10 protein-coding genes and 1 tRNA gene are annotated in these 13,802 nt (G+C 59.2%); 5 read left to right on the top strand and 6 right to left on the bottom strand.

Annotated elements, in window-relative coordinates:
* Window positions 1-4: 4 nt before the first annotated feature.
* From ilvC to Q390_RS0104155, 4 genes are all read left to right on the top strand, one after another.
* The gene (gene ilvC / locus Q390_RS0104135; RefSeq protein ID WP_281174774.1) at window positions 5-1,039 is read left to right on the top strand and encodes a ketol-acid reductoisomerase; all 1,035 of its coding nucleotides are present in this window, start codon (window positions 5-7) and stop codon (window positions 1,037-1,039) included.
* Between the two features lie 201 nt (window positions 1,040-1,240).
* Window positions 1,241-2,077 carry a CDP-diacylglycerol--serine O-phosphatidyltransferase gene (gene pssA / locus Q390_RS0104140; RefSeq protein ID WP_027994939.1) on the top strand — a complete coding sequence of 279 codons (837 nt, stop codon included), beginning with the start codon at window positions 1,241-1,243 and terminating at the stop codon, window positions 2,075-2,077.
* 211 nt (window positions 2,078-2,288) lie between these two features.
* The gene (locus Q390_RS0104145) at window positions 2,289-3,827 is read left to right on the top strand and encodes a 2-isopropylmalate synthase (RefSeq protein ID WP_027994940.1); all 1,539 of its coding nucleotides are present in this window, start codon (window positions 2,289-2,291) and stop codon (window positions 3,825-3,827) included.
* A gap of 143 nt (window positions 3,828-3,970) precedes the next feature.
* Window positions 3,971-5,122, top strand: a complete 1,152-nt coding sequence (locus tag Q390_RS0104155; protein ID WP_027994941.1) for a serine hydrolase — start codon at window positions 3,971-3,973, stop codon at window positions 5,120-5,122.
* 91 nt (window positions 5,123-5,213) lie between these two features.
* Here Q390_RS0104155 and Q390_RS0104160 read toward each other — a convergent pair whose 3' ends face one another.
* The 6 genes from Q390_RS0104160 to Q390_RS0104185 form a co-directional block, all read right to left on the bottom strand.
* Window positions 5,214-6,005, bottom strand: a complete 792-nt coding sequence (locus tag Q390_RS0104160) for an IclR family transcriptional regulator (protein WP_027994942.1) — start codon at window positions 6,003-6,005, stop codon at window positions 5,214-5,216.
* Between the two features lie 55 nt (window positions 6,006-6,060).
* Window positions 6,061-6,816, bottom strand: coding sequence for an arginyltransferase (locus Q390_RS0104165; RefSeq protein ID WP_027994943.1), 756 nt, complete (start codon window positions 6,814-6,816; stop codon window positions 6,061-6,063).
* Window positions 6,813-7,568 (bottom strand): leucyl/phenylalanyl-tRNA--protein transferase, encoded by a 756-nt coding sequence (aat, locus tag Q390_RS0104170; protein WP_027994944.1) that lies wholly within the window; start codon window positions 7,566-7,568, stop codon window positions 6,813-6,815. The genes Q390_RS0104165 and aat overlap by 4 nt, the downstream gene beginning before the upstream one ends.
* A gap of 123 nt (window positions 7,569-7,691) precedes the next feature.
* A tRNA-Arg gene (locus Q390_RS0104175) sits at window positions 7,692-7,768 on the bottom strand.
* 150 nt (window positions 7,769-7,918) lie between these two features.
* On the bottom strand, window positions 7,919-9,802 hold the full coding sequence (locus Q390_RS0104180; RefSeq protein WP_051603023.1) for a M14 family metallopeptidase: 1,884 nt from the start codon (window positions 9,800-9,802) through the stop codon (window positions 7,919-7,921).
* A 295-nt stretch (window positions 9,803-10,097) separates the two neighbouring features.
* Entirely contained in the window at window positions 10,098-11,867 is a 1,770-nt protein-coding gene (locus Q390_RS0104185) for a DEAD/DEAH box helicase (protein WP_027994946.1), read from the bottom strand.
* Between the two features lie 252 nt (window positions 11,868-12,119).
* On the opposite strand from Q390_RS0104185, the gene ettA reads away from it, so the two are divergent.
* Window positions 12,120-13,781 (top strand): energy-dependent translational throttle protein EttA, encoded by a 1,662-nt coding sequence (gene ettA / locus Q390_RS0104190; protein ID WP_027994947.1) that lies wholly within the window; start codon window positions 12,120-12,122, stop codon window positions 13,779-13,781.
* Window positions 13,782-13,802 lie beyond the last annotated feature (21 nt).

Below are 13,802 nucleotides of genomic sequence, written 5' to 3' on the forward strand. Positions count from 1 at the left end.
ACGCATACGCACTGGAGCAAAAATGAAAGTTTTCTACGACAAAGACTGTGACCTGAGCCTGATCAAGGGCAAGACTGTCGCCATCATTGGCTACGGCAGCCAAGGCCATGCACACGCGCAAAACCTGAACGAAAGCGGCGTCAAGGTCGTAGTCGGTCTGCGCAAGGGTGGCGCATCGTGGGACAAGGTCGCCAAAGCGGGCTTGAACGTGATGGAAGTGGACGAGGCCGTCAAAGCCGCCGACCTGGTCATGATGCTGTTGCCTGATGAGAACATCCCTGAGGTCTACAACAACAACGTCGCCCCGAACATGAAGCAAGGCGCCACGCTGGCCTTTGCCCACGGTTTTAACGTGCACTACAACCAAGTCATCCCGCGCGCTGACTTGGATGTGGTGATGGTTGCTCCTAAAGGCCCAGGCCACACCGTGCGCTCGGAATACCTCAAAGGCGGCGGTGTGCCCACTTTGATCGCTGTCTACCAAGACAAGTCCGGCAAAGCGCGTGACTTGGCCCTGTCCTACGCTTCGGCCAACGGCGGCGGCAAAGGCGGCATCATCGAAACCGACTTCAAAGAAGAAACCGAAACCGATCTGTTCGGCGAGCAAGCCGTGCTGTGCGGCGGTGCGGTCGAACTGGTGAAGATGGGTTTTGAAACCCTGACCGAAGCCGGCTACGCCCCCGAAATGGCCTACTTCGAGTGCTTGCACGAGCTGAAGTTGATCGTTGACCTGATGTATGAAGGCGGCATCGCCAACATGAACTACTCGATCTCGAACAACGCCGAGTACGGCGAGTACGTGACCGGTACCGAAGTCATCAACGAGCAGTCGCGCGCCGCCATGCGCAATGCCTTGAAGCGCATCCAGTCCGGTGAATACGCCAAGATGTTCATCCAGGAAGGTAAGACCAATTATCCGAGCATGACGGCCCGCCGCCGCATGAACGCTGACCACGCCATCGAAAAAGTCGGCGGCCAGCTGCGCTCCATGATGCCTTGGATCAGCAAGAATAAGCTGGTCGACCAGACCCGCAATTGATAGCACTGCCACGCGGCAGCCGCTCTTGTAAAGGCCACTTCGGTGGCCTTTGTTTTTTTGCGCCAGCGCTTTTGTTTTCTGCGAACGCCGGCTCCGGGCTGTTTCTGCGTACAGCTACACTTGAGCAGTGTATAAAATCGTAAAACACTATCGTTTTAATAGCTGCAAGCGCATACTGGATATGCGCTGGAGGTCCATTTGATGCATGACGGCAACGATTTCCGCCAAGACTCCGGCGTGGTGTTGCGCAAGCGCCGCAAGGGCATTTATATCTTGCCCAATCTGTTCACGCTGGCAGCGTTGTTCGGTGGTTTTTATTCTGTGGTGATGGCCATGAATGGGCGTTTTGATCTGGCCGCCATTGGGGTTTTTTGCGCCATGGTGCTCGACAGCCTAGATGGCCGCGTCGCGCGTATGACCAATACCCAAAGTGCGTTTGGTGAGCAGATGGATTCGCTCTCGGACATGGTGTCTTTTGGTGCTGCACCGGCGCTGATCGCTTATGAGTGGTCGCTCAAAGGCTTGGGTCGCTGGGGCTGGATTGCCGCTTTTGTGTATTGCGCTTGCGCTGCGCTGCGCTTGGCCCGCTTTAACGTCAATACCAGCGTGGTGGACAAGCGTTACTTTCAGGGCTTGCCATCGCCGGCTGCTGCGGCTCTGGTGGCCGGCTTCATCTGGTTGATGACGGAGCTGGGCGTGCATCGCGGCATGGATGCGTATTGGCTGAGCTGGGGACAAATCACCTGGATCATGTTTGGCTTTACGCTGTATGCGGGCCTGACGATGGTGACCAACGTGCCTTTTTATAGCTTCAAAGACGTGCAAATGAAAAAAAGCGTGCCTTTTGTCGTCATCGTGCTGATTGCGCTGGCCATTGCCATCATCAACATCCACCCGCCTATCGTGCTGTTCGGCATTTTTGTGCTGTATGGTTTGAGCGGCTATGCGGTCTATGCCTGGCGCAAGGCCAAAGGCCAGCACAGCAGTGTGATCAGCATTTCTACTGATGAGCCCGACGAGCGTGGTCTTCATAAATAGCATCGACGCGTCCCTTGGAGCTGTGCTACATTGCACGACATGAAAATGTTTGCCCTGGCCCTACTGCTACCCCCTCACGGGCGGAGACATTAGGGCGCGCGCGCACTCTTTTCCTCAAAGGCCCGTATGCACCCGCAACGGGCCTTTTTGTTTGGGAAACCGAAATTTTCACGTTGCAGGCACACCGTAATCAGGAATCAGGAGTAAAGACATGGCTGACCAATTGATCATTTTTGACACCACCTTGCGTGACGGCGAGCAGTCGCCCGGCGCTTCCATGACCAAGGATGAGAAACTGCGCATTGCCCGCCAGTTGGAGCGTCTCAAGGTGGACGTGATCGAAGCCGGATTTGCCGCCAGTTCGAATGGGGACTTCGATGCCGTGCAGTTGATCGCCAATTCGATCAAGGACGCGACCATCTGCTCGCTTTCGCGCGCGAACGACCGCGATATTTCCCGGGCGGCCGAAGCCTTGAAAGGTGCCAACCGCGCACGCATCCACACCTTCATTGCCACCTCAGCGCTGCACATGGAGAAAAAACTGCGCATGTCACCCGAGCAGGTGCTGGAGCAGGCCAAACAGTCGGTGCGCTTTGCTCGCAATTTGTGCGCTGACATTGAGTTCAGCCCAGAAGACGGCTATCGCAGCGATATGGACTTTTTGTGCCGTGTGATTGAGGCGGTAATTAACGAAGGCGCCACCACCATCAATGTGCCCGATACCGTCGGTTACGCCATTCCTGAGTTGTACGGCAATTTCATCAAAACACTGCGCGAGCGTGTGCCCAACAGTGACAAGGCGATCTGGTCGGTGCATTGCCACAACGACCTGGGCATGGCGGTGGCGAACTCGTTGGCTGGTGTGAAGATCGGTGGCGCGCGGCAGATCGAGTGCACCATCAATGGCCTGGGCGAGCGCGCGGGCAACTGCGCCCTGGAAGAAGTCGTCATGGCGGTCAAGACGCGGCGTGATTATTTCAATTTGGATCTGAACATTGATGCACAGCACATCCTTGCCGCCAGCCGCATGGTCAGCCAAATCACCGGTTTTGTGGTGCAGCCCAACAAGGCTGTGGTCGGTGCCAATGCTTTCGCCCACGCCAGTGGCATTCACCAGGATGGTGTGCTCAAGGCGCGCGATACCTACGAAATCATGCGCGCTGAGGACGTTGGCTGGAGCGCCAACAAGATCGTGCTGGGCAAACTGAGCGGTCGCAACGCCTTTAAGCAGCGCTTGCAAGAGTTGGGTGTCAGTTTGGAGAGCGAAGTCGAAACCAATGCCGCGTTTGCCCGTTTCAAGGAGCTGGCTGACCGTAAAAGCGAGATTTTTGACGAAGACATTCTGGCGTTGGTTAATGATGAGAGCTTGGCCAATGTGCAAGAACAATACGGCTTTGTGTCGTTGGTGCAGCACAGCGAAACTGGCGAACGGCCTTACGCGCGCGTGGTGTTTACCGTCGATGGCAAAGAAGTGACCAGCGAGGCCGAAGGCAATGGCCCGGTGGACGCATCGCTCAAGGCGATTGAGGCGCACGCCCAAAGTGGTGCCGAGATGGTGCTGTATTCGGTCAACGCCATCAGTGGCTCCACTGAAAGTCAGGGCGAAGTCACGGTACGTTTACAAAACAGCGGCCGGGTTGTCAATGGTGTGGGCGCAGATCCGGACATTGTGGTCGCATCTGCCAAAGCCTATCTCCATGCACTGAACAAGCTGCACAGCAAGGCCGAGCGGGTGGCTGCCCAGGGCTGAATTGTGTCGAAAAAGTGACTGCAGGAAGAGTAGCCAACTTATAATCTCACCTAGATTATGGAAGAGTCGCGCAAGTTGTTGATCTTGCGCGATTTTTTCACTTTGCTACACTGGCAGACAATTTTTCGTTTGGAGATATTTTGATGCATCGCCCTTCCCGGACTGCGTTACGCTCGTTTTTTAAGGTGCTGAGCGTGGTGGCTCTGGGCGTTGCCCTGGCTGCACCAGGCGCCCACGCCGCAGAGCGCAAAAAATCACCTGTCAAAAAGCATCAGGTCAGTTCGGTCAGTGTCAAGCGCTCGACGTCGCGCGCTGCGCCGCGTAAAGTTGTTACTCGTGCCAAGGTGGCACGTGCTGCTTCAGTGTCGATTGCCAAGGGCGGGCGTGCTGTTCCCTCTTCAGCGGTCAAGGTGTCACGTGCTACGGCAGCTTCTGTTCGTGCTCCGATACGTGCGGTTTATGACGCCCCCGCTAAACTGTCGTTTGGCGAAATGGCCGGGCTGCACGCACTGAGCGATCCGTTAGACCTCAAGTCCAGCGTGGCCCTGATCATCGATCAGGATACGAAAGAGATCTTGCTGAGTAAAAACGACCATGCGGTGTTGCCCATTGCATCGCTCACCAAACTGATGACAGGCCACCTCATCAGCAAGGCGCGTCTGCCCATGGATGAGCCCATCACCATCACGCAGGACGATGTGGATACCGAAAAGGGCAGCCGCTCACGCCTGATGGTGGGTACCACTTTGACCCGGCGCGAAATGCTGCATCTGGCACTGATGTCGAGCGAAAACCGCGCTGCCAATGCGCTGGGTCGCACTTACCCTGGTGGTCTAGTTGCCTTTGTGGCGCAAATGAATGCTACAGCGCGTACGTTGGGGATGGTCGATACGCGCTACGTCGAACCCACCGGGTTGTCCAGCAAGAACCAGTCTAGCGCACGAGATCTGGCTATTTTGGTCAACGTGGCACACAGCGATCCGGTGCTGCGCGAGTTCTCCACGTCACCCGGCTATGAGGTGGCCGTCGGCAAACGTACCTTGCAATACAACAACACCAACCGCTTGGTCCGCAGTCCATCTTGGGATATTGGCTTGCAAAAAACCGGCTATATCTCAGAGGCTGGGCGTTGCTTGGTGATGCAAACGCAAATTGCTGGGCGCAAGCTGATCATGGTGTTCCTAGATTCGGCTGGAAAATTCAGCCGTCTGGCTGATGCCGAACGGGTGCGCCACTGGGTTGAATCCAAGCCGGCGCTGCGCTCTGCAGCGCCACAGATAGCGGCTGCCCGTTGATGGGCCACTCTGATCACCCATCGATTTGTATCCCAGTGGGCGACGCGCACTGACAGGCCTGTGCTTGGTATGGCAGGGCGTGCACCTATTCTCAGAAGCTGGCTGGCGTGCCCTTGTAGCCCAGGGCCACTGAAATGCCATTGGCCGTAGACTGCAATTTGGGCAACCACTCTTCTTCGAGCCGACTGGCCGGCGCTGAAATGGACAAACCGGCTACCAGTTTGCCTTGGTCGTCATACACGCCGGCAGCAATGCAGCGCACTCCCAATTCCAGTTCTTCGTTATCGCGGGCCACGCCGTATTGCCGTGCCTTGGCCAGTTCACGTTCCAGGGTCAGTAGTTGCGTGATGCTGTTACGCGTCTGTCCGGGCAAGCCGGTGCGCGTGGCGTAAGCACGCACGCGCTGTGGATCGTCTGCCGCCAAAAACAATTTTCCAGTGGAGGTCAGATGCAGTGGCGCCCGGCCACCAATGGCGCGTACGACCTGCATCCCTGAGCGCTCGCTGTACGCGCGTTCTACATAGATGATCTCATCGCCCTGGCGCATGCTCAGATTGACGGGTTGCTGTATCAGTTTGTGCAGGTCGCGCATGGGCACCAGCGCAGCATCACGCACGTTCAAACGCCCTTTAACCAAGTTACCCAGTTCCAGCAACCGCATGCCCAGCCGGTAGCTGCCGGATTCTGGCCGGTCAACAAACCGTCCTGTGGCCAAATCGTTGAGGATGCGGTGGGTGGTCGAAGGGTGTAGTCCTGTTTTTTCGCTGATTTCTTTCAGGGAAATGGCTTCTTCGCGCGAGGCGAGAACATCGATCAGCGCAAACATGCGTTCGATCACCTGAACACTGGGCTTGACGGGTATTGCAGGATCGATTTTTTTCATGGTAGCAAACTCTTGGAAGGAGTCGTGAATTTTACCATGTGAAATTGAATGGCGCTCAGACTGCGTCTTTGTGCCGTTCCATACGTTGCCACTGCTCTTGCACGCGGACTTCGTGGGGTAAAAAAAGTGCCTTGTAGTTCATTTTGCTGCTGGCCTCAATCCAGTAACCCAGGTACACATGGGCCAGTTCCATCTGACGTGCCTGTTCGATTTGCCACAGTACGTTATAGGTGCCATAGCTGCAGTTGGCCTCGGGTTCGTAAAACGTGTAAACCGCTGACAGACCATCATCAAGCACATCCAGAATTGACACCATCTTGAGCGTGCCATCGGCGCTGTGGCCATTGGGCTGGCGAAACTCCACCAGACGCGAATCGACGCGGCTTTGCAATAAAAATTGCGTGTATTGGTCCACGCTGTCGTGGTCCATGCCGCCACCGGCATGGCGGCCGCTCTGGTAGCGCAGATAAAGCTGGTAATGCTCGGGCACAAAGCTTGGATGCAGCACGCGCGTTTGCAGGTCGGCATGGCGCTTGCCGGCACGGCGTTGGCTGCGGTCAGGCACAAATTCCTGCGCCAGCACGCGCAGGGGTGTGCAGGCTTGGCAACCGTCGCAGTACGGGCGATACGTGAAAAGGCCGCTGCGCCGAAATCCCTGTGCGACCAAGGCGGAGTAAGCCTCGCTGCGCACCAGGTGGGCGGGTGTGGCGACTTGTGAGCGTGCTTGCCGATCGGGCAAATAGCTGCAGGCATACGCCGCTGTGGCGTAGAACTGCAATGTTTGAAAAGGAAGCTCGTGGAGTTGCGTCATGGCGTCAGTGCCGCAGAGGGCACCAGCTCGTTCCAAAGCAGGGAATCAAAACTCCAGTCGATGCTCGGTTGGGTGTGGGCTTGTTGCAAGTGTTGCAGAAACTGTGCGCGGGCAATTTCATGGGCACCGAGGGAGGCCAGGTGCGGCGTGTTTTGCTGACAATCGATGAGTGCTACGCCCCCACGCCGGCACAGGCATACCAAGGCAGCGAGGGCGATTTTGGAGGCATCGGTGGTGTGTGCAAACATCGATTCGCCAAAAACGGCGTGTCCCAAGCTGACGCAATAGAGGCCACCTGCCAGTTTGTCATCGATCCATGTTTCCACACTGTGGGCGTGGCCGGCAGCATGGAAAGCTTCATAAGCCGCCACCATTTCGGGCAGGATCCAGGTGCCGTGCTGGTTGTGGCGAACGGCATTGGCACAGGCATGCATGACAGCGCCAAAGCCATGGTCGATGCGAATCTCGCAGCGTGGATTGGCGCGGAATTTTTGCAAGGTCTTGCGCAGGGAGTGGTGCAAACGAAAGGTGCCGGGTTGCAACACCATGCGTGGGTCGGGGGACCACCACAATACCGGCTGGCCCGCGCTGAACCACGGAAAAGTACCCTGGCGATAGGCACTGAGCAGATGTGCTACATCCAGTACGCCGCCGGCGGCCAGCAGGCCGGGTGCCGGAGCGTCTCTTCCCCAGGCATGGTGGGGTGGAGGAAATGGATCTTGTGGCTCCAGCCAGGGCAGGGTAGAGGACATCGGGCAATGGTGTGATGGGGCGACTTTGATTGTCGCAGCAGTTCACTATTTTTGCGCCAGTACCTGTACCAGGTAGATGCGCCTCCCGCAATTGCCAAGGCCTTCAGCTAGGAGGCTGGACGATGGCGCGGCGTGAGGGACTCGAACCCCCGACAGCCCGGGTAGAAGCCGGGTACTCTATCCAGCTGAGTTAACGCCGCGAGCCGCTGATTCTAAGGGCTATTGGCCGGAGTTTTGGATGCTGGCGCCGCTGGCGCCGTTCCATGCTGCCAGGTCACCGCAGCATGGATTGATTCAACTATTAAAATAATAGCTGTTAGCGCTTGATGGTTAAGCGTTTGAGGCTATTTTCATTCACTTTCTTCAAAGACCAGGGCCGGGGTGGACATGATGCGGGCGGTGTCGGAGAGATCACCAATCAGCCGGTTGGCAAAGTAGCTGCTTTGCGTGTCTGGCTCCAGAGCGGCGACGACCAGCGCGGCCAGGGGCTGGTTCATGGGCACGTAGTAGCTGCCTGCCGTGACGTCGATGGCGCTGCGCACCAGGGCCACTTGCACCCGCTGCGGACTGGTCTGGCCATTCAAGGTGGCGAGCGCTTCTTGGGGGGTGGGCGCAGAGTTGCCGGTCTGGTGGTATGTATCGGCCAGCAAGGAGCCTTGTTCGGCCACCCGCAGCACCTGGACGCCCAGCAGTTTGAGCCGCTCGATGGCGGTTTCGGCGCTTGCCGCCAGCCAGTAGCCGCAAGGGCGTGGGCGCGATACCAGCGTGCGCAGCTTGAGCGAGGAATTCCAGTCCACTTGCACCGTTTTGTCGGCGCCTGTATCGGGATCGAGCATCGTGATGTCATGCTGCTCGGGTGTACTGCCCGCTTCGACGATGACCTGATCGCGGCAGGCTTGGGCGCTGATATCGCGCACCACGAATGAGCGCACTTGTTCGAGGCTTTCTGCCCGCTCCACGCTGCTGTGCAATGCGCTGGTGATGGCGGTGACGTGGGTGTGTACGCGGCGCTGGATGTGGGTATGACCCAGACCGATGCCGCGCGATTCGACAACCAGGCTGACCGCGTTTTTCAGGCCGTTCACGTTGCGTGCGCTGTCAACTTGTGCGTCTCCCATGGACAGCTGTACATCATTGGGTTCGTTGGAGAGGGTGTAGAGCCACTCGCTGGTGAGGTTTTGTTCCTTGAGCGCTTTCACCATCGGCTGGTGGTACCACTCCTTGGATGCCTTGGTGATGAAGGGCTGTATGTTGGCGGGGGTGGCGTATTCCAGCAAGGCGTCGTAGTACTGCAACGCCTTGAATTTTTCCAGATACGGTCCAGCCACGGTGAATTCATGGGCGTCCAGTACCAGGATGGGACGGTAATTGCGCACCAGAACCGCCAGCGCGCGTGCCTCCGGGGTGTTCAGTACCAAGTGGTCGCGGTCCATGTCGATGCCGTTCGCTGTCGCACGGGTCCCCACTTCTGCGCCGTCGGGGTTGGCGCGCGGCACGACGATGACGTTGAGGCGCTCCAGCAGAGGTTCGAGCAGGCCCTGGGCAAGTTCTTGCGCCACCACCAGCAAAGCTTCGCTGCTGGCGGGTTCATCGCCATGCTGCTGGCCTATCAGTACCACGGTTGGGCGATGGGTGGCGTCCAGGCTGTCGGGATTGATGTCTTGGGCGCGTGTCACCACCAGCGCCTCGATAGGTGTGCCTTGCTGTGAGTGTCCCAGTTCCAGTAGTGTGGCTTTCGTGCCCTTGGGTGAGGGCGCGTTGGTCAGGTTGCGCAGCCATTGATCGAGTTCAGCGTTGGTCGTGAAAGCGCGTCGATCCGTGGCCAGTCCCGGCGTGGCATAGCGCGTGCCGGGGTCTGGAAACCGTGCTGCTACTGCGCCGCTGTAAGGCAGTTCACCAATCTCGCGGATCTGCACGGGTGCGGTCACGGCGCCGGATGGAATTTCTGGCGTGGGTGCCGGTGCGGGTGTGAGCGTTGGCGTGGTGACGACGCCGGCTAGCGCTGGAGCGGTCCACGGGGGTACGCCGCCGATCGGGCGTTGCTTGGGTGGCATGGGCGCCTTGGCCGCCGACCAGGGAGGCAAAGGGGTACTGCCGCAGGCGGACAGCAGTGCTGCGGTGGCCACTACCGCTGCAAGATGCCAGCCATGGCTGTGTGATGCAGACGGTAAAGCAGCCAGTGCAGCGGGTCGGCAGGCGCGAAATGCTGCGCCAAAGTACGAAGGCAGGGTCATGGGTGTGATCGGCGGGGGGAGCTGAAGGGGCGGAGCGAGGGGGCTTGTCGGCACACGGGGAATGCAATGGTAGCGGGCTCTGCCACAGCGTGCGTGGCCGCACGTCTGACTTCAGCATGCCCGACGTGCGACTGGATCGATATAGTCCGTTACTGGGGTTGATTGATATTAAATAGATAGCGGATTACGCTTGACCCATAAGGGCTACAAGCCATTTAAATAAAAAAATACCAGGCGCTGTCAGGGGCCTGGTATTTTTGCGAAAACTGGCTAGGCAGTGCGCGGGTGCAGGGCCTTAACGGCTGAACGAACCACCGCGTGAACCGCCAGGACCACGCGATCCGCCGCCATATCCACCGCCGCCGCCACTATTACCACCGCCGCCGCCACCGCCACCGCCACTGCGGAAGCCGCCGCCGCGGCGACCGCGTTCGGCCATGCTGTCCACGCTGGTGCGCATCGGGTCGGGCTGGCCGGAGGGGCCGGAGCCGCGGCTGGATGGCATGCTGTGGCCGCCATGGGTGCCCAAATGGGCGTTATCCCGTGCCGGTTGGGCGTCGTTGAAGCGATTGACACCGGCGCCAGCAGGGCGGCCACCACGTGCCGGACCCTGGCTGCGAGGAGCGCCAGCACCCTGGCCTGGGCCGCCACGCGGTGCACTGCTGCGTGCGCCACCGCCGCCGCCACCACCACGGGGGCCATTACCGCCACCGCCAATACTGCTACGGGGGGCATTGCCGCCACCGCTGCCAGGGCGTGCGCCGCGCTCGCCCGGTGCGCCCTTGCCAGCGCGCATACGTTCCATCATCTCGCCGCGTGCCGCCTTGGCCGCTGCCTGCATCACGTCGCGGCTCGGAGGCTTGCCGGCACCGCCCCAGATGGTCTGGCGACCCATGGCGATAGGCTCGGCTTTTTCGCCGTCTTCCGGGCCGAAGCCGTCAATCATTTGTACTGGAATCGTCTGCTTGGTGAAGCGTTCGATGTCCATCATGAAGCCCTCTTCGTCCAGGCAGACCAGGCTCACGGCTTCGCCGCTGGCGCCGGCGCGGCCGGTGCGGCCAATGCGGTGCACGTAGTCTTCGGAAACGTTGGGGATTTCGTAATTGACGACGTGCGGCAGCTCATCGATGTCGATGCCGCGTGCGGCAATGTCAGTCGCCACCAGCGCGCGCACGTCGCCGCTCTTGAAGCCGGCCAGTGCCTGCGTGCGGGCGCTTTGGCTCTTGTTGCCGTGCAGCGCCATGGCTTGCACGCCGTTCTTGGTCAGAAACTCCGCCACGTTGTTGGCGCCGAACTTGGTGCGCGTGAACACCAGTACCTGGCTCCAGTTGTGCTCCTGGATGATGTGCAGCAGCACTTGTTTTTTCTTGCCACGACCGACCGGGTGGATCACCTGGCTGATGCGCTGCACGGTGGTGTTGCTGGGCGTGACCTGGATGCTTTGCGGGTTCTTCAGCAGCGTGGCGGCCAGGTCGCGAATCTCGTCGCTGAAGGTGGCGGAGAACAGCAGACTTTGCTTGTCCTTGGGCACCAGCGCGAGGATTTTCTTCACGTCATGGATGAAACCCATGTCGAGCATGCGATCGGCTTCGTCCAGTACCAGTACTTGCACTGTGGACAAGTCCAGAAAGCCCTGTTGTTGCAGGTCGAGCAGGCGGCCGGGGGTTGCGACCAGAATGTCCACGCCGCGCTTGATGCGGTCGATCTGTGGGTTCATGCCGACGCCGCCAAACACCACGGTGGAGTTCAGGTCGAGGTACTTGCCGTACTGGCGCACCGACTCTTCGACCTGGGCTGCCAGCTCGCGTGTCGGGGTCAGCACTAGGGCGCGCAGGCCCTTGCCGCCAAATTTGTTTTTAGGCGCAGCTTCCAGCGACAGGCGGTGCAGCAGCGGCAGCGTGAAAGCGGCTGTTTTACCCGTGCCAGTCTGTGCGCCGGCGAGCAAATCCTGACCCGCCAGTACGGCTGGAATGGCCTGTGCCTGAATGGGTGTAGGAGTGTCGTAGCCTTGCTCGTGCACGGCCTTCATGATGGCCGGAGCCAGGTTCAGTTCGTCAAATGTCATGTGTGAAGTGCGCCCATCCGGGCGCTGGGTGTCGGCCTGTCGAGGCAACCCGTGTTGGGTTGCCGAGCCAGTGTCAGGCAGATCTGGTTCAAATGAGGGAGACCGCAATGTGTTTTGCATCGTCCCCAGCAGAGAGCTGTATTGCGCACAACTGGAGTGCGCAACAGGGGATATTGTCGCATGAGTCGATAATCGGGGTTTGCACGCGCAGCTGCGCGCCTGTTTTTGCTTTTTGAGGTTTGACTACTACCGATGGCCCAATACGTCTATTCCATGAACCGCGTCAGCAAGACGGTGCCCCCGAAGCGCCAGCTCTTGAAAGACATTTCGCTCTCGTTTTTTCCGGGTGCCAAGATCGGCGTGCTGGGCCTCAATGGCTCGGGCAAGTCCACGCTGCTCAAGATCATGGCTGGGGTCGATAAAGAGTTTGAGGGCGAAGCACTGCCCATGCCGGGGCTGACCATCGGTTACCTGGAGCAGGAACCCAAGCTGAACGACGAGCACACGGTGCGCGAGTCGGTGGAAGAATCGATGGGCGCGGTGTTTGCCGCCAAGGCGCGTCTGGAAGAGGTGTACATCGCCTACGGTGAGGAAGACGCCGACTTTGATGCGCTCGCCGCCGAACAGGCCCAGTTGGAAGCCATCATCGCCACCGCTGGCACCGACTCCGAGCACCAGTTAGAGATCGCTGCCGACGCACTGCGCCTGCCGCCATGGGACGCCAAGATCGGTCTGCTGTCCGGTGGTGAAAAACGCCGCGTGGCGCTGTGCCGCCTGCTGTTGTCCAAGCCCGACATGCTGCTGCTCGACGAGCCGACCAACCACCTGGACGCCGAGTCGGTCGAGTGGCTGGAAGTGTTTCTCAAGCGCTTTGTCGGTACTGTGGTGGCCATTACCCACGACCGTTATTTCCTCGACAACGCCGCTGAATGGATTCTGGAAATGGACCGCGGTCGCGGCATTCCATGGAAGGGCAACTACAGCACTTGGCTGGAGCAAAAGGGTGAGCGCCTGGCGCAAGAGCAAAAGGGCGAAGAAGCCCATGCCAAGGCCCTGAAGAAAGAGCTGGAGTGGTCGCGCCAGAACCCCAAGGCGCGCCAGGCCAAGAGCAAGTCGCGCCTCGCCCGCTTTGAAGAGTTGAGCGACATGGAATACCAGAAGCGCAACGAAACGCTGGAAATCTTCATCCCCGTGGCCGAGCGTCTGGGCCAGCAGGTGTTTGAGTTCCACAACGTCAGCAAGTCGTTTGGCGACCGGATGTTGATCGACAACCTGAGCTTCACCATTCCGGCTGGTGCCATCGTCGGCATCATCGGCCCCAACGGCGCCGGTAAATCGACGCTGTTCAAGCTGCTGGCCGGCAAAGAGCAGCCCGACAGCGGTACGGTAGTAATCGGCTCCACGGTCAATATGGCCTTTGTCGATCAGCACCGCGACGTGCTGGCGAACGAAAAAACGGTGTGGGAAGACGTCTCCGGTGGCCTAGACATCCTGAACGTCGGCAAATTCCAGATGGCCAGCCGCGCTTATTGCGGGCGCTTCAACTTCAACGGCGCCGACCAGCAAAAGCGTGTCGGCAGCCTGTCGGGTGGTGAGCGGGGGCGCTTGCATTTGGCCAAGACCTTGATTGCCGGCGGCAATGTACTGCTGCTGGATGAGCCGTCGAACGATCTGGACGTGGAAACCCTGCGTGCCCTGGAAGATGCGCTGCTCGAGTTTGCCGGCAGCGTGCTGGTCATCAGCCACGACCGCTGGTTCCTCGACCGTATTGCCACGCACATCCTGGCCGCCGAAGGCGACAGCCAGTGGACGTTCTTTGATGGCAACTACCAGGAGTACGAAGCTGACAAGAAGAAGCGCTTGGGTGAGGATGGCGCGCGGCCACACCGTATGCGCTTCAAGGCACTCAAGTAAATTTGGCGACTCACCGCTCTT

Source organism: Simplicispira psychrophila DSM 11588, assembly GCF_000688255.1.
Taxonomy (GTDB): Bacteria; Pseudomonadota; Gammaproteobacteria; order Burkholderiales; family Burkholderiaceae_C; genus Simplicispira; species Simplicispira psychrophila.

Excerpts from the sequence above, each read along its gene's own strand:
- pssA (WP_027994939.1), top strand. The coding sequence starts at position 1,241 with ATGCATGACGGCAACGATTTCCGCCAAGACTCCGGCGTGGTGTTGCGC.
- Q390_RS0104145 (WP_027994940.1), top strand. The coding sequence starts at position 2,289 with ATGGCTGACCAATTGATCATTTTTGACACCACCTTGCGTGACGGCGAG.
- Q390_RS0104155 (WP_027994941.1), top strand. The coding sequence starts at position 3,971 with ATGCATCGCCCTTCCCGGACTGCGTTACGCTCGTTTTTTAAGGTGCTG.
- Q390_RS0104160 (WP_027994942.1), bottom strand. The coding sequence starts at position 6,005 with ATGAAAAAAATCGATCCTGCAATACCCGTCAAGCCCAGTGTTCAGGTG.
- Q390_RS0104165 (WP_027994943.1), bottom strand. The coding sequence starts at position 6,816 with ATGACGCAACTCCACGAGCTTCCTTTTCAAACATTGCAGTTCTACGCC.
- aat (WP_027994944.1), bottom strand. The coding sequence starts at position 7,568 with ATGTCCTCTACCCTGCCCTGGCTGGAGCCACAAGATCCATTTCCTCCA.
- Q390_RS0104180 (WP_051603023.1), bottom strand. The coding sequence starts at position 9,802 with ATGACCCTGCCTTCGTACTTTGGCGCAGCATTTCGCGCCTGCCGACCC.
- Q390_RS0104185 (WP_027994946.1), bottom strand. The coding sequence starts at position 11,867 with ATGACATTTGACGAACTGAACCTGGCTCCGGCCATCATGAAGGCCGTG.
- ettA (WP_027994947.1), top strand. The coding sequence starts at position 12,120 with ATGGCCCAATACGTCTATTCCATGAACCGCGTCAGCAAGACGGTGCCC.